Here is an 18,809-nt window from a genome sequence, read left to right as displayed (position 1 = left end):
CCGCCCCGCCCCCGCGCGCACGCGATGGGGGTGCTTACGGGCGCTTCTACGGGCGCTGACCGGCCTTGTCGACGACGGTGCGGTCGAGGACGGCACTGCGGCCGACGACGTCACCCTCCTCGGCGCCGTACGGCGTGTCCTCGACCACGACCTCCCGCTCACCGAGGAACTGTTTGGTCCGCTTGTCGAAGATCAGCTCCTCCCTGACGCCGTCGTCCTCACGGGCGATCGCGACGCCGTGCCGCCCCTCCGCGTCGACCGCGTCCTCGATCAGCTCGACGCCAGGGATCTTGGATGCGGCGAGGTAGAGGGCGGCTGCCTGCTTCGGCGGCATGAGCGACTCGTACGAGAGGTCACCGACGAGTACGAAGGCGTTCTGGTCGTCGCTCTTGCCGCCCTGGCTCTCCTTGTGGAGCCAGTCCAGCATGTTGACCGGGTCGGTCGGGAGCTTCTGCAGGTTGCGGTAGTTGCTGTCCGCGTCCGGAAGCGGCAGCTCCGGCTTCAGGCGCTCCATGTCCAGGTCGTTCGCGGGCTCGTGCACGATCTCGGTGTGCAGGCCGTCCACGGAGAGCCAGATCTCCCGCTGGTGCACGGGGCCGAGCTCGCCCGGCTTGTCGGCCTGCGCCGACATGTGGGCGACCTTGCTCTTGACGTACACGAACTGGTCGTCCCGCAGGTCCTTCGGCGCGGGCTGCCGCCGCGCCGCCTCCGCGATCTCCTCCAGCATCCGCACGGTCTCCGCCGAGGGCGCGGCCTGCGCCGGCCGGTCGCCGAACGGCGAGGCGACCAGCACACCCGCCGCGACGGAAGCGGCCACCGCTCCGGCGATGAGCGCGGGGCGGAACCAGCGCTTCTGGGGCTTCGGGGTCGCCCGGGGCTTCGAGGTCTCTTGAGGCTTCGGGGTCTCTGCGGGCTTCTTCTCGTTCTGCCGGATCTCGGTCAACAGGTGCTCCCTGAGCAGGTGATGACGGCCCGGCGGAAGGTCGCGCTCTGGAAGTTCGTTCATCGGTTTCCCTCCCTCGTGGGCCCGACCGCGGTGGTGCGGTCACCTCTCATCTGTCCGCGCCCGCCGACCGGTTCCACACGTTTCGCGAGTTTTGCACGGGCCCGGGACAGCCGGGAGCGTACGGTCCCGACCGGCACCCCGAGCGCCTCGGCCGCCGCCGCGTAACTGAGCCCCGACCACACGCACAGGGCGAGCACCTCGCGCTCACCGCGCCGCAGTGTGGCCAGAGCGGCGCGGACGAGGACGAGCTGCTCCTCGTCGTCGACGCGCCCGGCGACCTCGTCGGCGAAGTCGGCCACGGCCTCGTCGCGCGGCAGCCGGGCGACCGCCGCCGCGTGCCGCCGGGCGGCGCGGCGGGCGTTGCGGGTGACGTTCGTGGCGACGCCGAGCAGCCACGGCCGCAGCGAGCCGCCGTCCGCGTCGAGCCTGTCCCGCAGCCGCCACGCCTCCAGGAAGGTGAGCGACACCATGTCCTCGGCCGCCGACCAGTCCCCCGTCAGCCGGTAGGCGTGGTTGTAGACGGAGCGCGCGTACGCGTCGAAGAGCTCACCGAAGGCGCCGGCGTCCCCGTCCCTGATGCGGACGCGCAACGCTCTGCGGTGTGCCTGAGGGTCCCCCTGATTCGTCTCCACGCCCCTTGTCTGTCCGTACGGCAAAGGCCGGTTCCCATGACCTGGGTCACGGGAACCGGCCTGTGGAGGCTGCGGCGGTGTGGGCGGTGGTCAGACGCCGGCGTACGAGTGCTTGCCGGTGACGAAGATGTTCACGCCGTAGTAGTTGAACAGCCAGCAGCCGAAGGCGATCAGGGCCAGGTAGGCGGCCTTGCGGCCCTTCCAGCCGGCTGTCGCGCGGGCGTGCAGGTAGCAGGCGTAGGCGACCCAGGTGATGAAGGACCAGACCTCCTTGGGGTCCCAGCCCCAGTAGCGGCCCCACGCGTCGCCCGCCCAGATCGCGCCCGCGATGATCGTGAACGTCCACAGCGGGAAGACGGCGGCGTTCACGCGGTACGAGAACTTGTCGAGCGAGGCCGCGGCCGGGAGGCGCTCCAGGACCGAGGTCGCGAAGCGGCCGGGCTGTCCGCCCGAGGCCAGCTTGTTCTCGTAGGAGTCGCGGAAGAGGTAGAGGATCGTCGCGACGCCGGCCAGGTAGAACGTCGCGCCGCAGAAGATCGCGGTGGAGACGTGGATCCACAGCCAGTACGAGTGAAGGGCGGGAACCAACTGGTCGCTGGCGGTGTACAGGACGGTGACGGCGAGACCGAGGTCGAGGAGGACCGTGGTGACCAGCGGAAGGCCGAGCCAGCTGACGTTCTTCTTGAGCGCCATGAGCACGAGGTACACCCCGACGGCCATGGTGGAGAACGTCAGGTTGAACTCGTACATGTTGCCCCACGGCGCCCGCTGCACCGAGAGCGCGCGGGTGAGCACACCACCGAACTCGACGAGGAACGCGAGGACGGTCAGGGACACGGCGATACGGCCGTAGAGGTCACCCTTCTCGTCTCCGGCCGCGGCGCCGGGACCGTCCGGCACATCGCGGGTGCCGGTGACGGAGCGGGTGACGACCTTCGGGGCCGCCTTCGGCCGGTCCAGGACGGCGGTGCCGCCCTTGGCCTTGACGGTGACACCGGGCGCCTTGGCGGCGGCCTCGGTCCTCGAGGTCAGCGCGGCGGCCGTGCGGCCGACCTTGCTGCGGCTGCCGAGGATCCACTCTGCCATGTGCGCGAAGAAGGCAAGGAGATAGACGGCCATCGCGGAGTACACCAGCACATTGCTGATGTTCGCGAGGTTCTCGTTCGGTTCGGCAGCGAGGGTGGTGGCGAGATTCACTTCTCAGCCCCTTCGGCAGGAACAACATCGGGGGTGGGGTCGGCATGGTCTTGATGTTCGTCGGGCGCGCTCGGCGCCTTCTCGTGCAGATGTGCGGCGAGATCGCCCAGCTCTTCGGGCAGCTTCGCGGACTCGCTGCGGCCGAGCCCGGCCATCTCCACGACGGTCACGCCGTCGGCGCCCCGCACGGCCCGCACCCACACGCGGCGGCGCTGGATGAACAGCGACCCGGCGAGGCCGACGATGGCGGAGACCGCCCCGATCAGCGCCCACATGCTGCCGGGCTGCTGGGAGACCTGGAAGGTCGCCCAGCGCTTGATGTCCTTCTCGAAGGTGATCGAGCCGGCGCCGTTCGGCAGCTTCATCGTCTCGCCGGGCACCAGCCGCTTCTTGAAGAGCTCGCCCTTGGAGTCCTTGAACTTGGACATCTTGCTGGTGTCCAGCTGGTACACGTTCTGCGGCAGACCGGAGTCCACCCCGAGGCTCCCGTGGTACGCGGAAAGCGCGAGCACGGGGTAGTCCAGGGCGGGGAACTGGGAGAACATCTGGCCGTGGCCCTCGCCCGCGAACGTCGGCACGAAGAAGGCGTTGAAGCCGAGCTGTTCCTTCTTGCCGTCCTTGTCGCGGTAGCCGTCGAGGACCTTGATCGCGCCGGTGGCCGTGCCGTTGGAGTCGATCGGAAGGAGCGGGACGGACTGGGTGCTGACGACCTTGCCCTTCCCGTCGCGCACGGTGACGGTCGGGGCGTAGCCCTGGCCGATGAGGTAGACCTTCGAGCCGTCGACCTCGAGCGGCTTGTTGACCTCGATGGCCTTCTTCTTCTCGGGGCCGTCGATGCCCTCGCTGTAGGTGACGTTCGCCCGGTAGGTGCGGGCCGTGCCCTTCTCGGGGCCCTTCCTCTCGAACGACGACTCGAAGCTATCCAGCTTGAAGCTGAAGGGCGCCAGGTCGTCGGTGTTGAAGAGGTTGCCGGACTTGAAGTTGTCGTACTGGGTGAGGGTGTTGGAGAACCCGTCCCCCTGGACGATGAGCTTGCCGCCCTCGGACTTGAACAGGGCCCCGACGGCGAAGGCCACCAGGAGCACGATCAGCGAGACGTGGAAGAAGAGGTTGCCGGCCTCACGCAGGTAGCCCTTCTCCGCGGCCACGGACGCCCCCGCGCCCCCCTTGCCCGCCGTGAGGTCGGCGCGGAAGCGCCGCCCCTTGAGCAGGCCGAGCGCGGCCTCGTGGACCTCGTCGGGTGCGGCCTCGGTGCGCCACGTGGTGTAGGCGGGCAGCCGGTCGAGCCGTTTGGGCACGCCCGGCGGACGGCCGCGCAGCTGGCCCACGAACTGCCAGGTGCGGGGCACGATGCAGCCGATGAGGGAGATGAAGAGAAGGATGTAGATCGCCGAGAACCACACGGAGCTGTAGACGTCGAACAGCTGGAACTTCTCGTAGAGCGGCCCGAGCGTCGTGTGCGCCTTCTTGAAGTCCTGGACCTTCAGCTCGTCGATGCCGGTCTGCGGGATCAGCGAACCGGGGATCGCGCCGAGCGAGAGGAGGAGCAGCAGGAGCAGCGCGACCCGCATCGAGGTCAGCTGCCGCCACATCCACCGGACCCAGCCGACGACCTCACGGCCCGTCCAGGCCAGCCAGCCGGTGACCCCGGGGGCGCGCTTGCCGCCGAAGGAGCCGGGCACCACACGGTCGACGGGGGCGGTGGATAGCTGGGAGCCCGCGGCGCCGAGATCGCTCTCGGTCTGCTCTTCGGGGGCGTCGGTCTTGCTCATGGATCAGATCCCCACCGTGTAGCCGTTGGACCAGACCTGCATCTCCTGCACGATGCTGTCCCACACTCCGGTGACGAGGAGCAGCCCGGTCGCGATCATCATGATGCCGCCGATGCGCATCACCCAGACGTAGTGCTTCTTCACCCAGCTGAACGCGCCGAGCGCCTTGCGGAAGGCGATCGCCGCGAGGATGAACGGCAGCCCGAGCCCCACGCAGTACGCGACGCTCAGTATGGCCCCGCGCCCCGCGCTCCCCTGGTCGAGCGCCAGGGAGTTGACGGACGTGAGCGTGGGCCCCACGCAGGGCGCCCAGCCCACGGCGAACAGCGCGCCGAGCAGCGGCGCCCCCGCGAGCCCGGCGGCCGGCTTCTTGTGGAAGCGGAACTCCCGCTGGGACAGCCAGGGCATGAGCCCCATGAAGAAGATGCCGAGCGCGATCATCAGGACGCCGAGCACCTTGGTGATGACGTCCTGGTATTCCTGCAGGTTCTGCCCGACGTACCCGAAGAGCGCGCCGGTGGAGACGAAGACGGCGGTGAACCCGAGCACGAAGAGCCCGGCTCCCGCGGCCATCCGCCCCCGCTTGGCCTCCGCGAGGTCGGTGCCGCCGACCCCGGTGACGTACGACAGATAGCCCGGCACGAGCGGCAGGACGCACGGGGAGAAGAAGGAGACGAGACCGCCGAGAGCCGCGATGGGCAGGGCGAGGAGCAGCGCGCCGTTCATGACGGTCTGGTTCGCTTCGCCGACGGCGGCGAGGGTGGACATCACGGGGAGATCACTTCTCCGCGATCAGCGGGTCGATCATCTTGCGCAGCTTCTCTTCGCTGAGGGCCTGCTGCGAGCGGGCCGCGATCTTTCCCTCGCGGTCGAGGACGATCGTGGAGGGGATGAACTTCGGGTTCATCGTGCCCTTGGGGAAGCGCAGCATCAGCTTGCCCATCGGGTCGTGCAGGCTCGGGTAGGAGATCTTCCACTCCTTCTCGAACGTCAGCGCCGGACCCTTCTGCGGGTCACGGGTGTTGATGCCGATGAACTGCACGTCCTTGTCCGCGGTGTCCTTCGAGACCCTCGCGAAGTTCGGGGCCTCGGCCCGGCAGGGCGAACACCAGGAGCCCCACACGTTCAGGACGACGACCTTACCCTTGTAGTCGTCGACGTCCAGGTGCTTGCCGGTGAGGGTCTCCCCCTCGAGCTTCGGCCCGTCCTGGCGCTCGCCCTTGTCGGCGGTGGCGATGCCGTCGGAGCCGGTGACGAAGTTGGTGTTCCCGGAGCCCCCGGACGTGCCGCCGGAGCTGCACGCCGACAGGGTCAGCGCGGCGACCGCGGCCCCGGCGCCCAGCAGGGCGGCGCGGCTACGGCTGCGGTTCGTGCTGTGGGGGGCGCGGCAGGCGGCACTCATGTGAAAAGTTTCGCATGTCTGTTTCGGGGATCTTCCGCACCCCCCGGGGTTGCGGAAAGTCCCATTTCAGACGGCCTTCCCGAGTCCCTTCCAGCCACCGGTGGGCGCCTGGCCGACCTCGAGGCCCTGCAGGTCGGCGAGGACCTTCGGGTCCTGTACGTCGAGCCAGTCGACGAACTGGCGGAAGGAGACCAGGCGCACGTCCTTCTTCCCGGCCATGTGCTTCAGGGCCGCCTCGACGGCGTCCATGTAGATGCCGCCGTTCCACTCCTCGAAGTGGTTGCCGATGAAGAGCGGCGCCCGGTTGCTCTCGTAGGCGCGCTTGAACCCGGCGATGTAGGACTCGGTGGCCTGCTTGCGCCAGCCCGGGTAGTTGGCCGGCGGGGCCTTCGTGGAGTTCTGCGACTGGTTGGCCAGGATGTTGTAGTCCATGGACAGGACCTCGAAGGAGTGCCCGGGGAACGGCATGGCCTGCAGCGGCAGATCCCAGACGCCCATCTTCTTCTGCGGCCAGCGCTGCCGGCCGCCGGGCGACGAGGCGTCGTAGCGCCAGCCGAGCTTCTTCGCCGTCGGCAGCAGATTGTCCTGGCCCAGGAGACAGGGCGTACGGCCGCCGATGAGTTCCTTGTCGTAGTCGAAGGGCAGCGACGGCAGATCGGTCCAGCCGGTATTCGTGCGCCATTCCTTGACGAAGGAACGGGCCTGGTCGATTTCGCTCTGCCATTGCGCGGGCGTCCAGTTGGCGACCGTGCCGCTGCCCGCGCAGAAGTGACCGTTGAAGTGCGTGCCGATCTCATGGCCCTCGAGCCACGCCTGCCGGACGTACTTCAGCGTCTCCTTGATGTGACCGTCGGTGAGATATCCGATGTCGGAGGCGCCGACGCCGTTGTTCGGCGGCTTGTACATCCGCTTCTTCGACTCGGGCAGGAGATAAAGACCGGAGAGGAAGAACGTCATCCCCGCGTCGTGTTCCTCGGCCAGCTTCAGAAAACGCGGGAAGAGGCCGTTGCCGACCTCGCCCGCACCGTCCCAGGAGAAGATCACGAACTGCGGGGGCGTCTCGCCCGGCTGCAGGGGAACGGGCTTGCCCGGCTGGTTGGGCTGCTTGCCGGTGTACGAGGTCGAACCGTCACCGATGGGCTTCGCCGGGCGCTTGTCGCCGCCCTTGCCGCCGTTGCCGTCCTTCGACCCGTCCGCGGAACCCGCCGCATGACTGCCGCCGCCCGTGCCGCAGCCGGCAAGTCCCAAAGCGGCCGCGGTCCCGACGCCGAGACCGAGCATTCCCCTGCGACTGATGTCGCGCATTCCATCCCCATTCGTCGCGCCCTGCGGTCCTGCATGCGTCCATGCACGATGGACGCCCCGTTAGAGGGCACGACGAAGAAGGGGGTTCCTGGCAACAGGCACATATTTGCCGCCTTTTACCAAGAATGGACATACGGTCGCGAGCCGATTACCTGGCGTGGCGCCCCGAAGGGGGCGCGGGGAACTGCGCGCTCAGCCACGACGACGCCGCAGACAATTGACGGCGATATCAGCGGAGCGCCTACGCGCCGAAGGCCTTGGCCTTTCCCTTCACCGGCTTGGCGCCCGCCAGAAGATGCGCGGGAACGAGATCCCGCGCGGGCTCCGTGTAACCGACGGACACGATCTTGTCGCCGCGGTACGTGAACGTCGTGAGCGAGGCGAGCGTGCACTGCCGCTTGCGCGGGTCGTGCCACAGCCGCCGCTTCTCCACGAAGCTCCGCACGATCCAGATCGGCAACTGATGGCTGACGCACACCGCTTCGTGCCCGCGGGCCGCGTCCCGCGCCGCGTCCAGGGCGCCCATCATCCGCACGACCTGCTCGACGTACGGCTCGCCCCAGGACGGCTTGAAGGGGTTGACCAGGTGCTTCCAGTTCTCCGGGTTCTTCAGCGCGCCGTCGCCGACGCCGAAGGTCTTGCCCTCGAAGACGTTGCCCGCCTCGATGAGCCGCCCGTCCGTCGCCAGGTCCAGGCCCTGCGCCTTGGCGATCGGCGTCGCCGTCTCCTGCGCGCGGTCGAGCGGCGAGGCCACGACGTGCGTGATGTCACGCGGGGCCAGATGCTCGGCGACCCGGTCGGCCATCTGCCGGCCGAGGTCGGAGAGGTGGTAGTCCGGCAGGCGCCCGTAAAGGATCCCGTCCGGGTTCTCCACCTCCCCGTGGCGCATCACGTGGACGACTGTCAGCTCGCTGCCCGCACTCATGCGGTGGCCTCCGTGGTGGATTCAGTGGCTTCGGCGGCCGCGCGCGCCGCCGCGGGCAGGGCCGCGGCGATCTTCTCGACGGCCCGCTCGTCGTGGGCGGTGGAAACGAACCAGGACTCGAAGGCCGACGGCGGGAGATACACGCCCTGCGACAGCATCGAGTGGAAGAACGCGGTGAAGCGGAAGGACTCCTGGGTCTTCGCGTCGTCGTAGTTCCGCACGTCGCGCTCGGTGAAGAAGACGGAGAACATGTTCGACGCGTTCTGCAGCCGGTGCGCGACGCCCTCCTTGGAGAGCGCGTCGGTGACCAGACCGCGCAACTGCCCGGAGACCACGTCGACCTTGTCGTACGCGTCGTCGTCAAGGAGCCGCAGCTGCGCGAGGCCCGCGGCCGTCGCGATCGGGTTCCCCGACAGGGTGCCCGCCTGGTAGACGGGGCCGACCGGGGCGAGGTGCTCCATGACGTCGGCGCGGCCACCGAAAGCGGCGGCCGGGAAGCCGCCGCCCATGACCTTGCCGAAGGTCATCAGATCGGGCCGCACGCCGTCGACGCCGAACCAGCCCGCCTTCGACGTACGGAAGCCGGTCATGACCTCGTCCGAGATGAACAGCGCGCCGTTCTCCCTGCACAGGTCCGCGAGGCCCTGATTGAAGCCCTCGCGCGGCGGCACCACGCCCATGTTGCCCGGCGACGCCTCGGTGATGACGCAGGCGATCTCGCCGGCGTTCGCGGCGAACGCGGCACGCACGGCCTCGATGTCGTTGTACGGGACGACGATCGTGTCGCCCGCCTGAGCGCCGGTGACGCCCGGGGTGTCCGGCAGGCCGAAGGTGGCGAGCCCGGAGCCCGCCGCGGCGAGCAGCGCGTCCACGTGACCGTGGTAACACCCGGCGAACTTGATGATCTTGGCGCGGCCGGTGAACCCGCGCGCGAGACGGATCGCGGACATCGTCGCCTCGGTACCGCTGGAGACGAGCCGCACCTGCTCGACGGGCTCGATGCGCGCGACGATCTCCTCGGCGAGCGCGACCTCGCCCTCTCCGGGCGTGCCGAAGGACGTGCCGCGCGCGACGGCCTCCTGAACTGCGGCGATCACTTCGGGGTGGGAGTGGCCGAGGATCATCGGCCCCCACGAGCAGACAAGGTCGACGTACTCACGGCCGTCGGCGTCCGTGAGGTACGGACCGGTACCGGACACCATGAAGCGGGGCGTACCGCCCACAGCGCGGAAAGCGCGCACGGGAGAGTTCACACCACCGGGCGTCACGGCCGCCGCACGGTCGAAGAGAGTCTGCGAAACTGGGGCGCTATACGGGAAGCTCACATGAACCATGGTGTCAGAGGCTTCGGACATCCTGCGGACAGGTGTTTCACTCGACGTTTTAGCCGGTGACCGTGGGGGAGGTCACTGACACGATGATCGGGTTGCGCGGCGGGGGCCGCGAGGCCTAGAAAAGCAGGGGCGGGCGCCCTGGAAAAGCAGTCGGGTGGAGATATGCATCGCGGTGGCGGACTGGGCGAGGGGACCGACGACCTGGGTCCGCGGCGTGCCCGGCGGATCGGCAGGCACCGACGCGAGGCGGAAGCGGCCGAGGCTGAGGCCTTGGCACGGGGCGGCGAGACGGAGCAGGACCGGGCGGGAACCAGGAGTGGCCGGGTGGGTGGGGTGACCTACAAGTACTTCGGAGCTCCGGACGGCGCGACCGCCGCCCGCGTGCCCATCTCGATGCGTCCCGAGGAGCTCGGCGGTGACGAGCTCGGCATGGGCGGCATGTTCACGAAGATCAAGCCGGAGACCGTCGCCGCGATGGTCCTGACCGGTATCGAGGGCATACCCCTGTCCAAGGTGCCCCCGCTCGAACTGGTCGTCCTGCACCCCGACTACGCCGTGGTGAAGCTCCCCATGACGGTCGTCGACCCGCTGCGCGGCGTCGGCGAGGAGTCGGTCGGCGCCGCGGCCTTCATCTGGTCCACGGTCCCCGACCGCGGCGGCCCGCGCGACGCGTTCAACGTCTATCAACTGCTGCACGAATGGCAGGACTTCAGCCACCGGCTGCACGACGCGGGGCACCAGGCGTACTGCCTGGTCTGGCCCTGATCCCCGCGTCCCGCTCCTGTTCTTCCGGGGCCTACTCCGGCCGCAGTGATGCCAGTTGCTGCTCGAAGGGGATCAGCTCCTCTTCCCGTACGGGCGCGGGCCGCATGAGCCCGGCCAGTTCGCCCGCGGCCCTCTCGATGCGCTGGTCCAGGCCGTCCGCGCCCCAGTCCTCGGACGCCGCGTACACAGCCGTCGGTACGACCACCGCCCGCAGATAGGCGAACAGAGGACGCAGCGCGTGCTCCAGGGCCAGCGAATGGCGCGGGGTGCCGCCGGTCGCCGCGATCAGGACCGGCGTACCCGCGAGCGCGTCCTTGTCCAGGACCGTCAGGACGTCGAAGAACGACTTGAACAGACCGCTGTAGGAGGCGGAGAAGATCGGCGTGACGGCGATCAGACCGTCCGCGCCCTTCACGGCCTCGGCCGCCGCGCCCAGCTCCGGGCCCGGAAAGCCGGTGACGTAGTTGTGGGCGATCTCCACCGCCAGGTCGCGCAGTTCGACGACCTGGATCTCCACGTCGGCGTGGCGCCCGGTGGCCGCCGCGAGGCGGTCGGCCAGGAGGCGGGTGGAGGAGGGGACGCTGAGACCAGCGGAAACGATCACGAGCTTCATACGGTGATCTCCTTGCCCTGCGAGGCCAGACGGATGGCGTGCGTCGGCGCGTCCGGCACGGTCGCCGGGCGGTTCTTGGCGAACTCGGCGCGCAGGACCGGGACGACCTCCTCGCCGAGGATGTCCAGCTGCTCCAGGACGGTCTTGAGGGGCAGGCCCGCGTGGTCCATCAGGAAGAGCTGGCGCTGGTAGTCGCCGACGGTGTCCCGGAAGGACAGCGTCCGCTCGATCACCTGCTGCGGCGAGCCGACGGTCAGCGGCGTCTGGGAGGTGAACTCCTCCAGGGACGGCCCGTGTCCGTAGACGGGAGCATTGTCGAAGTACGGCCTGAACTCCTTGACCGCGTCCTGGGAGTTCCTGCGCATGAAGACCTGACCGCCGAGCCCGACGATCGCCTGCTCCTCGGTGCCGTGCCCGTAGTACGCGTACCGGCGGCGGTAGAGGTCGACCATCTTCTTGGTGTGCTCCTGCGGCCAGAAGATGTTGTTGTGGAAGAAGCCGTCCCCGTAGTACGCGGCCTGCTCGGCGATCTCCGGGGAGCGGATGGAGCCGTGCCAGACGAAGGGCGCGACGCCGTCGAGCGGGCGGGGCGTCGAGGTGAACGACTGCAGGGGCGTACGGAACTTGCCCTCCCACGTCACGACGTCCTCGCGCCACAGGCGGTGCAGGAGCGCGTAGTTCTCGACGGCGAGGTTGATGCCCTCGCGGATGTCCTTGCCGAACCACGGATACACCGGGCCGGTGTTGCCGCGGCCCATCATCACGTCGACCCGGCCTTCGGCGAGGTGCTGGAGCATCGCGAAGTCCTCGGCGATCTTCACCGGGTCGTTCGTGGTGATGAGGGTGGTGGAGGTGGAGAGGATCAGGTTCTCGGTGCGGGCGGCGATGTAGCCGAGCATCGTGGTGGGCGAGGAGGGGACAAACGGCGGGTTGTGGTGCTCGCCGGTCGCGAAGACGTCGAGTCCGACCTCCTCGGCCTTGAGCGCGATGGCGACCATCGCCTTGATGCGCTCGTGCTCGGTGGGGGTGCGGCCCGTCGTGGGATCCGGCGTCACGTCGCCGACGCTGAAGATCCCGAACTGCATGCCGGATCCGGACTGCGACTGCATGGCTGACTCACTCTCCGCAGGTTGTTGACTGTTCAACTATACCTACGGAACGGTGGGGTGGCGGGGGGTATTCCCCGGGGCTCCCCCGGGCGGTATTCCCCCGGGGGCTCCGGCCAGGCGTCGCAGAGACCGGCAGCGAGGGCGCTACGGCGTCCAGCGCGGGTCGCGGCCCGTCTCCGCAAGGAGCCGCTCCAGCTCGGAGGCACCCTCGGGCACGGGGATCGGCTCCCCGAACACACCCATCTTCCGGGCCGTCGGCCCCAGGCCCGCCACCGCTTCCCGCAACGCGGCGACGACACCGCTGCTCTCCGGGGCGGGCTCGTACACCTGCCCCGTCGCGCGGGACAGGTCCCAGGCGTGCACCGTCAGGTCGAGCAGGGCCATGGAGCCGACGGTCCTCGCGGGCATGTCCATCGCACCCGTGGTGCCCTCGTCGGCCCCGGGCGCGGCCCACGCGGCGACCAGCTTCTCCGCCTCGTCGGCGAAACGCTCACGCCAGTCAGGGCTCTCGGCGACGACATCGGGGGCCTCGGTGCCGAAGTCGGAGTTCTGCTTGGCGGCGAGTGCCTGGAACTGGACGATCACCTGGAAGAGGTGGTTGACCAGGGCCTTCACGTCGTACTCGGCACAGGGAGTGGGCGCGGCGAGACGGTCGTCCGGAATCGCGCGGACCACGGGGACGGCTCGGTCGGTGGCCGCCTTCAACAGGTCGGCAATGCTGTTCTCACTCATGCCGTGACCGTAGGCCGGAGGCCACTGCCCTGGCTTGAAGAAACGCGACAGGGGCGACAACCTCCGGAGGACCCTGCCCCCGCCCGCGACCCCGCCCCCGCGTCATACGATCCAGCCATGGCCGACGCCGACGCCTCCCCCTCCGACGCCACCCCCTCCGCCCCGCGCAGCGACACCAAGGGCATCGTCGACGCCGCCGGACTCCTGGCCCGCGCACGCTTCCGCCGGCACCTGGCGACGCCCGAGCTGCGCCCCTACGTAGAGCAGTACTGGCTGATCGACTGGGACCTCACCCAGCCCTACGCGTCCCACGTCGTGCCGCACCCGTCCGTGAACGTCGTCTTCCAGAGGCTCCCCGGGCAGGAGCCCTTCGCCGAGGTGGCGGGCATCGGGCTCGACCTCTTCACGCAGAAGCTGGAGGGGCGGGGGCGGGTCTGCGGCGTGAAGTTCCGCCCAGGGGGCTTCCGGCCGTTCGCTCCCACGGCCCCCGTGTCCGCGTGGACGGGACGCCGGATGCTGCCACTGGCGGAGGTCTTCGGCAAGATCCCCGAGAACGCCCTCGACGCCGTCCTGACCCCGGACGACGAGCACGCGCGCGTGGCGGCACTCGACGCCTTCCTGCTGGCCCTCGGCCCCACCCCCGACCCCCAGGCGGACCTCGCCATGGCCCTGGCCGAACGCATCCGCACGGACCGCGGGATCCGCCGGGTCAGCGAGTTCGCCCGCGCGCAGGGCATGTCCGTACGCACACTGCAGCGGCTGTTCTCCACGTACGTGGGAGTCGGCCCGAAGTGGATGATCCTGCGCCACCGCATCCACGAGGCGCTCGAGCACGCCGAAACGGGCGAGGACGTGGACTGGGCGGACGTCGCCGACGCACTCGGCTACGCCGACCAGGCCCACCTCATCAGGGACTTCACGGCAACGGTGGGAGTACCGCCGACGGCGTACGCGCCGCAGTGACGGCCGCACTCTGACTACCCGTTCAGGAGCCCCCCAGGTCGACGCTCCAGTCGTTGCACCGCATCCAACGCCCCTTCGGATACTCGAAGTCGTGCTCGCCCCCAGGCGTGAACCCGGCCTTACGGCACACCCCGTTGGACGCCGCGTGGTCCGCGGAGGGAAAGGCGTGCAGCCGCCGGTGCCGCCCCGCGGCCCGCGCCTCCTCGACGACCAGCCGCGCGGCCGACGCCGCGATGCCCCGCCCCTGGAACCCGGGCAGCACACCCCACCCCGTCTCCCAGACGGACTCGCCCTGCCAGGACGTCTCCCAATACCCGATCGAACCGACGGCCTCACCGTCCAGAGCTATCCGGAACATCTGCCCCTGCCCCCGCCCGCCCAGCGCGAGGTAACGCCGATGCCGGGACTCCACCTGCTCCCGCGTCTCGGGACCGCCCAAATGCGCGGTCATCTCGGCGGAGTTACAGGCGACCAACAACCCGAAGTCACCCTCCGCCCAAGGAATTAGAACCGGACCGGCAGCCACCAGCGATCTCTCCATACAGACCAAGCTACGGCGAGGGTCTGACAACGCCCTCCAACATCGCACTCCCGCACCCCACACCCGCACCCCCCTCATGCCACGATTCCCCCATGCTCATCGCCCGCTCCGCCGCCCTCTTCGTCCTCGCCGCACTCTTCGAGATCGGCGGCGCCTGGCTCGTCTGGCAAGGAGTGCGCGAACACAAGGGGTGGGCGTGGATCGGCGCGGGCGTCATCGCGCTCGGCGTGTACGGCTTCGTGGCCACGCTCCAACCGGACGCCGAGTTCGGCCGCATCCTCGCCGCGTACGGCGGCGTCTTCGTCGCCGGATCGATCGCCTGGGGCATGGTCGCCGACGGCTACCGCCCCGACCGCTGGGACGTCACCGGGGCGCTGATCTGCCTCGCCGGTATGGCGGTCATCATGTACGCGCCACGGAGCCGCTAGGCAGACGTCGACCTATCCTGGCGGAACAGGCCAGGAACACACGTACGCCCAAGGAGTCACCATGACCGCCGCGCCCGCCGCCACCCGCATCGCGATCGTCACCGGCGCGAGCAGCGGCATCGGCGCCGCCACCGCGCGCGGACTCGCGGCCGCCGGCTACCGCGTCGTCCTCACCGCCCGCCGCAAGGACCGCATCGAGGCCCTCGCCGCGGAGATCACGGCCGCGGGCCACGACGCCATGGCGTACGCGCTCGACATCACCGACCGCGCGGCAGTGGACGAGTTCGCCACCGCCTTCCGCAAGGTCGCGGTCCTGGTCAACAACGCGGGCGGCGCACTCGGCGCCGACACCATCGCCACCGGCGACCCGGACGACTGGCGCCAGATGTACGAGACGAACGTCATCGGCACCCTGAACGTCACCCAGGCCCTGCTCCCCGCACTCACCGCGAGCGGCGACGGCACGGTGGTCGTCCTCTCCTCCACCGCCGGCCACGGCACGTACGAGGGCGGCGGCGGCTACGTGGCCGCGAAGCACGCCGAGCACGTACTCGCCGAGACCCTCCGCCTGGAGATCGTCGGCACCCCGGTCCGCGTCATCGAGGTCGCCCCCGGCATGGTCAAGACAGAGGAGTTCGCGACGACCCGCTTCGGCGGCGACACGGAGAAGGCCGCGAAGGTCTACGCGGGCGTGGCGGCCCCCCTCACGGCCGACGACGTGGCGGACACGATCACCTGGGCGGTAACCCGCCCGCCCCACGTAAACATCGACCTCTTGGTGGTCCGCCCCCGAGCCCAGGCCTCCAACACGAAGGTCCACCGCGAGCTGTAGGGCAGAGGCTGCGGCTCAGCCCTTCACGCAGATGACCTGCTTGAGCTTGGCCACGACCTCGACCAGGTCACGCTGGTTCTCCATGACCTGTTCGATCGGCTTGTACGCGGCCGGGATCTCGTCCACGACGCCCGAGTCCTTGCGGCACTCGACGCCCTGCGTCTGCTCCTCCAGGTCACGCGTGGAGAAGCGCTTCTTCGCTGCGTTCCGGCTCATCCGCCGGCCCGCTCCGTGCGAGGCCGAGTTGAAGGCCTTCTCGTTGCCGAGGCCCTTCACGATGTACGAGCCCGTGCCCATCGAGCCAGGGATGATGCCGTACTCGCCCGAGCCCGCACGGATCGCGCCCTTGCGAGTGACCAGCAGGTCGACGCCCTCGTACCGTTCCTCTGCCACGTAATTGTGGTGGGCGCTGATCTCCTGCTCGAAGGTCGGCTTCGCCTTCTTGAACTCCTTGCGGACCACGTCCTTCAGGAGCGCCATCATGATCGAGCGGTTGTACTTCGCGTACTCCTGCGCCCAGTAGAGGTCGTTCCGGTACGCAGCCATCTGTGGAGTGTCGGAGACGAAGACCGCGAGGTCGCGGTCTACCAGGCCCTGATTGAATGACAGCTTCTGCGCGACACCGATGTGGTGGTCTGCAAGCTCCTTGCCGATGTTCCTGGAACCGGAGTGGAGCATGAGCCACACCGAATCGGACATATCGACGCAAATCTCCACAAAATGATTCCCCGACCCGAGCGTGCCCATCTGCTTGACCGCCCGCTCCTCGCGGAACTTCACCGCGTCAGCGACCCCCTCGAACCGCCCCCAGAAGTCGTCCCACCCCGAAGTCCCGAACCCATGCAGCCGCCCCGGATCCACCGGATCCGCATGCATCCCACGGCCCACCGGAATCGCCTGCTCGATCTTCGAGCGCAGGCGGGACAGGTCGCCCGGGAGGTCGTTTGCCGTCAGGGACGTCTTTACCGCCGACATTCCGCAGCCGATGTCCACGCCGACCGCCGCGGGGCATACCGCGCCCTGCATCGCGATCACGGAGCCGACCGTCGCGCCCTTGCCGTAGTGGACGTCCGGCATGACCGCCAGGCCCTTGATCCAGGGCAGGGTCGCCACGTTCCGGAGCTGCTGGAGCGCGACGTCCTCCACCGATGCGGGGTCCGTCCACATGCGGATCGGTACCTTCGCCCCGGGAACCTCTACGTACGACATATCGTCCTCATTACCCCGTAGTTGCATCAAAGTGCTGAAAGTCGTGAAGAGCAAATACCGGAGCCAAGGTCAACGAAAGGGATCACGGACCGGCGTCCACGGCATTGCGTGCGATACACATTGTGTCCACCGGTCGCCCATCAGCGGCAACCCAATATCCCCGGCGAGAAGGAGCCCATCGGTGCAGCGGAAGGCCTACCTACCAGGCGTCGCAGCTCTCCTCACGGCGCTGCTCGCCGGCTGCACGGGCGGCGGCGCGCTCGGCGGAGAGCCGGACGACTCGAAGCCCGGTGAGACGGGCGGGACGACCGCGGCCGCCGAGCCCGGCAAGTACCGCACGCTCCCCGAGCCCTGCGGCCAGGTCGACCGCGGCACGCTCGACTCGATGCTGCCCGGCATCGAGGAGATCCCGGGCGAGGAGCAGCGGGAGAAGGCGTACGAGGGTGCGCCCACCGTCACGTACGACACCGACCGGCGTGTGGGCTGCCGCTGGAAGGTGGAGTCCTCGGACGCCACGCATCATCTGTTCGTCGACTTCGAGCGCGTCGTCTCGTACGACAACGCCGTGAGCGACGACACCCGTGCCACGGAGGTCTACGCGTCCAAGGCGCAGAAGGCCGACCTCGCCGAGCCCTCCGGCACCCCGTCCGCCGACGCGGACACGGAGCCGCCCGCCGATGGTGACGGTGACGGTGACAAGGGGGGCGAGCCTTCCGACGGTGCCGCTTCCGGGTCGGACAAGGGCGGGTCCGGTGACGCCGGCGACTCCCCGGGCGAGGCCGTGACGCCTCCCGGTCTCGAGCCCCGCGTCCTGGACGAGCTGGGTGACGAGGCGTTCCTGGACGACGCGCTCACGACGTCCGGCTCGGCGACCCGGCACCGCACGGTGACTGTGGTGTTCCGCACGTCGAACGTGGTCGTGACCGTCGAGTACGACGAGCAGCCCGGACGCCGTACGGAGATCCCCGACAGCAAGGAAATGCAGGACAAGGCGCAGGAAGTGGCCGGAACGCTGGCCGAGGGTTTCGACGATTAGAGACGGTTCGGGCGGGTCACCCGCTGTCCGGAAGCGGAGTCGTTCGCGTCGGGCACGGCGTACCGTGGCCCATCGAACCGACGACAGCCGTCTTGAGTGACTTGAGTGAAGGAACCATGCACCGACAAGGACAGCGACTCACCCGCATACTCACCTGCGCAGCCGCCGTACCGGTGATCTTCATTGCCTCCGCCTGCTCCTCCGACTCGGGCTCGGGCTCGGACGGGGCCAAGAAGGACTCGGGTTCCAAGGCGTCCGCCTCGGCCTCGGGCAAGGACAAGGCCGCGACCGTGGAGAAGGCGGCGTTCGGCAAGCTGCCGGAGCCCTGCGACGTCCTGTCGAAGAAGACGCTCGACGACCTCGTCCCGGAGGCGAAGGACAAGTCGGGCAAGGCGGGCACGTCCGACGATACGTCGGCGCGCGGCACCTGCTCGTGGGACAGCCTGGACAACAACGGCGTCGACGGTTCGCAGTTCCGCTGGCTGCGCGTCTCGCTGATGCGCTTCGACTCGGACGCCTCGCTCGGCAGCGGCGCCAAGCGTGCGCAGAACAGCTTCGCCAAGCAGGTCGCGGACGCGCAGGCGACGGAGGGCGCGAAGAGCGTCAAGACGGAGCCGGTGCCGGGGATGGGCGACCAGACGACGGTCGTGCACTACGACCTGAAGAAGGACAAGGAAAACTTCAAGCAGCAGACGGTCGTGACGCGCGTGGAGAACGCGGTCGTCACGATCGACTACAACGGCGCGGGCCTGGCGGGCGACAAGGCGCCGAGTTCGAAGGATCTGTCCAAGGACGCCGAGAAGGCCGCGAAGGAGGCCGCCGAGGCGGTCGTCGCCGCGAACAAGGCGGGCGGGGCGGACAGCGACTCCAAGGACTCGGGGTCGAAGGACTCGGGGTCGAAGGGGTCGGGGTCGAAGGGGTCGGGTTCCAAGGACTCGGACTCGAAGGACTCGGGGTCGAAGGATTCCAGCGCCAAGTCCAAGTCCAGCAGCAAGCCGAAGAGCTGAC

General features: G+C 69.1%; 20 protein-coding genes. 6 read left to right on the top strand and 14 right to left on the bottom strand.

The window, feature by feature from the left end:
• Window positions 1–46 precede the first annotated feature (46 nt).
• From AB0M70_RS41395 to hemL, 9 genes are all read right to left on the bottom strand, one after another.
• Window positions 47–1,006 (bottom strand): CU044_5270 family protein, encoded by a 960-nt coding sequence (locus AB0M70_RS41395; RefSeq protein WP_365828900.1) that lies wholly within the window; start codon window positions 1,004–1,006, stop codon window positions 47–49.
• A complete protein-coding gene (locus AB0M70_RS41390) occupies window positions 1,003–1,638 on the bottom strand; it encodes an RNA polymerase sigma factor (protein WP_365828898.1) in 636 nt (211 codons plus the stop codon). The genes AB0M70_RS41395 and AB0M70_RS41390 overlap by 4 nt, the downstream gene beginning before the upstream one ends.
• 90 nt (window positions 1,639–1,728) lie before the next feature.
• Entirely contained in the window at window positions 1,729–2,835 is a 1,107-nt protein-coding gene (ccsB, locus tag AB0M70_RS41385) for a c-type cytochrome biogenesis protein CcsB (RefSeq protein ID WP_365828896.1), read from the bottom strand.
• On the bottom strand, window positions 2,832–4,607 hold the full coding sequence (locus AB0M70_RS41380; protein WP_365828894.1) for a cytochrome c biogenesis protein ResB: 1,776 nt from the start codon (window positions 4,605–4,607) through the stop codon (window positions 2,832–2,834). The genes ccsB and AB0M70_RS41380 overlap by 4 nt, the downstream gene beginning before the upstream one ends.
• Before the next feature lie 3 nt (window positions 4,608–4,610).
• Entirely contained in the window at window positions 4,611–5,375 is a 765-nt protein-coding gene (locus AB0M70_RS41375; protein WP_365828965.1) for a cytochrome c biogenesis protein CcdA, read from the bottom strand.
• Between the two features lie 10 nt (window positions 5,376–5,385).
• Window positions 5,386–6,009 carry a TlpA disulfide reductase family protein gene (locus tag AB0M70_RS41370; RefSeq protein WP_365828892.1) on the bottom strand — a complete coding sequence of 208 codons (624 nt, stop codon included), beginning with the start codon at window positions 6,007–6,009 and terminating at the stop codon, window positions 5,386–5,388.
• A 66-nt stretch (window positions 6,010–6,075) separates the two neighbouring features.
• Window positions 6,076–7,314 carry a hypothetical protein gene (locus AB0M70_RS41365; RefSeq protein ID WP_365828890.1) on the bottom strand — a complete coding sequence of 413 codons (1,239 nt, stop codon included), beginning with the start codon at window positions 7,312–7,314 and terminating at the stop codon, window positions 6,076–6,078.
• Between the two features lie 241 nt (window positions 7,315–7,555).
• A complete protein-coding gene (locus tag AB0M70_RS41360; protein WP_363212843.1) occupies window positions 7,556–8,239 on the bottom strand; it encodes a histidine phosphatase family protein in 684 nt (227 codons plus the stop codon).
• Complete coding sequence (hemL, locus tag AB0M70_RS41355) at window positions 8,236–9,573, bottom strand: glutamate-1-semialdehyde 2,1-aminomutase (RefSeq protein WP_365828888.1); 1,338 nt, start codon at window positions 9,571–9,573, stop codon at window positions 8,236–8,238. The genes AB0M70_RS41360 and hemL overlap by 4 nt, the downstream gene beginning before the upstream one ends.
• A 324-nt stretch (window positions 9,574–9,897) precedes the next feature.
• Between hemL and AB0M70_RS41350 the strand changes: the two genes are divergently transcribed.
• Window positions 9,898–10,338, top strand: coding sequence for a hypothetical protein (locus tag AB0M70_RS41350; RefSeq protein ID WP_363212845.1), 441 nt, complete (start codon window positions 9,898–9,900; stop codon window positions 10,336–10,338).
• Window positions 10,339–10,369: 31 nt separating this feature from the next.
• On the opposite strand, the gene AB0M70_RS41345 is transcribed toward AB0M70_RS41350, so the two are convergent.
• The 3 genes from AB0M70_RS41345 to AB0M70_RS41335 form a co-directional block, all read right to left on the bottom strand.
• A complete protein-coding gene (locus AB0M70_RS41345; RefSeq protein WP_365828885.1) occupies window positions 10,370–10,951 on the bottom strand; it encodes an FMN reductase in 582 nt (193 codons plus the stop codon).
• Window positions 10,948–12,036, bottom strand: coding sequence for an LLM class flavin-dependent oxidoreductase (locus AB0M70_RS41340; protein ID WP_365828963.1), 1,089 nt, complete (start codon window positions 12,034–12,036; stop codon window positions 10,948–10,950). Before AB0M70_RS41340 ends, AB0M70_RS41345 begins: the two co-directional genes overlap by 4 nt.
• A gap of 168 nt (window positions 12,037–12,204) precedes the next feature.
• On the bottom strand, window positions 12,205–12,792 hold the full coding sequence (locus tag AB0M70_RS41335) for a TIGR03086 family metal-binding protein (RefSeq protein WP_365828883.1): 588 nt from the start codon (window positions 12,790–12,792) through the stop codon (window positions 12,205–12,207).
• A 117-nt stretch (window positions 12,793–12,909) separates the two neighbouring features.
• On the opposite strand from AB0M70_RS41335, the gene AB0M70_RS41330 reads away from it, so the two are divergent.
• Window positions 12,910–13,755 (top strand): helix-turn-helix domain-containing protein, encoded by an 846-nt coding sequence (locus AB0M70_RS41330; protein WP_365828881.1) that lies wholly within the window; start codon window positions 12,910–12,912, stop codon window positions 13,753–13,755.
• A 22-nt stretch (window positions 13,756–13,777) separates the two neighbouring features.
• Here the strand turns inward: AB0M70_RS41330 and AB0M70_RS41325 are convergent, their stop codons facing one another.
• Window positions 13,778–14,260 carry a GNAT family N-acetyltransferase gene (locus AB0M70_RS41325; protein ID WP_365828961.1) on the bottom strand — a complete coding sequence of 161 codons (483 nt, stop codon included), beginning with the start codon at window positions 14,258–14,260 and terminating at the stop codon, window positions 13,778–13,780.
• A gap of 128 nt (window positions 14,261–14,388) precedes the next feature.
• Here AB0M70_RS41325 and AB0M70_RS41320 point away from each other — a divergent pair, with 128 nt between their 5' ends.
• The gene (locus AB0M70_RS41320; RefSeq protein ID WP_365828879.1) at window positions 14,389–14,724 is read left to right on the top strand and encodes a YnfA family protein; all 336 of its coding nucleotides are present in this window, start codon (window positions 14,389–14,391) and stop codon (window positions 14,722–14,724) included.
• Window positions 14,725–14,785: 61 nt separating this feature from the next.
• Window positions 14,786–15,556 (top strand): SDR family NAD(P)-dependent oxidoreductase, encoded by a 771-nt coding sequence (locus AB0M70_RS41315; protein WP_365828877.1) that lies wholly within the window; start codon window positions 14,786–14,788, stop codon window positions 15,554–15,556.
• Between the two features lie 15 nt (window positions 15,557–15,571).
• Here the strand turns inward: AB0M70_RS41315 and AB0M70_RS41310 are convergent, their stop codons facing one another.
• A complete protein-coding gene (locus AB0M70_RS41310; protein WP_365828875.1) occupies window positions 15,572–16,765 on the bottom strand; it encodes an RtcB family protein in 1,194 nt (397 codons plus the stop codon).
• 181 nt (window positions 16,766–16,946) lie between these two features.
• Between AB0M70_RS41310 and AB0M70_RS41305 the strand changes: the two genes are divergently transcribed.
• On the top strand, window positions 16,947–17,801 hold the full coding sequence (locus AB0M70_RS41305) for a DUF3558 domain-containing protein (protein ID WP_365828873.1): 855 nt from the start codon (window positions 16,947–16,949) through the stop codon (window positions 17,799–17,801).
• Window positions 17,802–17,917: 116 nt separating this feature from the next.
• A complete protein-coding gene (locus AB0M70_RS41300; RefSeq protein ID WP_365828871.1) occupies window positions 17,918–18,808 on the top strand; it encodes a DUF3558 domain-containing protein in 891 nt (296 codons plus the stop codon).
• The last annotated feature ends 1 nt before the right edge of the window (window position 18,809 follow it).

Origin of the sequence: Streptomyces sp. NPDC051214 (genome assembly GCF_040682375.1) — a bacterium.
GTDB lineage: Bacteria > Actinomycetota > Actinomycetes > Streptomycetales > Streptomycetaceae > Streptomyces.
Note: the sequence above shows the minus strand (reverse complement) of the source record. Positions and strands in the feature narration are given on the sequence as shown.

Bases quoted from the DNA above. Each gene is read 5' to 3' on its own strand.
- AB0M70_RS41320 (WP_365828879.1), top strand. From the start codon at position 14,389: ATGCTCATCGCCCGCTCCGCCGCCCTCTTCGTCCTCGCCGCACTCTTC.
- AB0M70_RS41370 (WP_365828892.1), bottom strand. From the start codon at position 6,009: ATGAGTGCCGCCTGCCGCGCCCCCCACAGCACGAACCGCAGCCGTAGC.
- AB0M70_RS41365 (WP_365828890.1), bottom strand. From the start codon at position 7,314: ATGCGCGACATCAGTCGCAGGGGAATGCTCGGTCTCGGCGTCGGGACC.
- AB0M70_RS41340 (WP_365828963.1), bottom strand. From the start codon at position 12,036: ATGCAGTTCGGGATCTTCAGCGTCGGCGACGTGACGCCGGATCCCACG.
- AB0M70_RS41375 (WP_365828965.1), bottom strand. From the start codon at position 5,375: ATGTCCACCCTCGCCGCCGTCGGCGAAGCGAACCAGACCGTCATGAAC.
- AB0M70_RS41380 (WP_365828894.1), bottom strand. From the start codon at position 4,607: ATGAGCAAGACCGACGCCCCCGAAGAGCAGACCGAGAGCGATCTCGGC.
- hemL (WP_365828888.1), bottom strand. From the start codon at position 9,573: ATGGTTCATGTGAGCTTCCCGTATAGCGCCCCAGTTTCGCAGACTCTC.
- AB0M70_RS41315 (WP_365828877.1), top strand. From the start codon at position 14,786: ATGACCGCCGCGCCCGCCGCCACCCGCATCGCGATCGTCACCGGCGCG.
- AB0M70_RS41345 (WP_365828885.1), bottom strand. From the start codon at position 10,951: ATGAAGCTCGTGATCGTTTCCGCTGGTCTCAGCGTCCCCTCCTCCACC.
- AB0M70_RS41300 (WP_365828871.1), top strand. From the start codon at position 17,918: ATGCACCGACAAGGACAGCGACTCACCCGCATACTCACCTGCGCAGCC.
- AB0M70_RS41330 (WP_365828881.1), top strand. From the start codon at position 12,910: ATGGCCGACGCCGACGCCTCCCCCTCCGACGCCACCCCCTCCGCCCCG.
- AB0M70_RS41360 (WP_363212843.1), bottom strand. From the start codon at position 8,239: ATGAGTGCGGGCAGCGAGCTGACAGTCGTCCACGTGATGCGCCACGGG.
- AB0M70_RS41335 (WP_365828883.1), bottom strand. From the start codon at position 12,792: ATGAGTGAGAACAGCATTGCCGACCTGTTGAAGGCGGCCACCGACCGA.
- AB0M70_RS41310 (WP_365828875.1), bottom strand. From the start codon at position 16,765: ATGTCGTACGTAGAGGTTCCCGGGGCGAAGGTACCGATCCGCATGTGG.
- AB0M70_RS41395 (WP_365828900.1), bottom strand. From the start codon at position 1,006: ATGAACGAACTTCCAGAGCGCGACCTTCCGCCGGGCCGTCATCACCTG.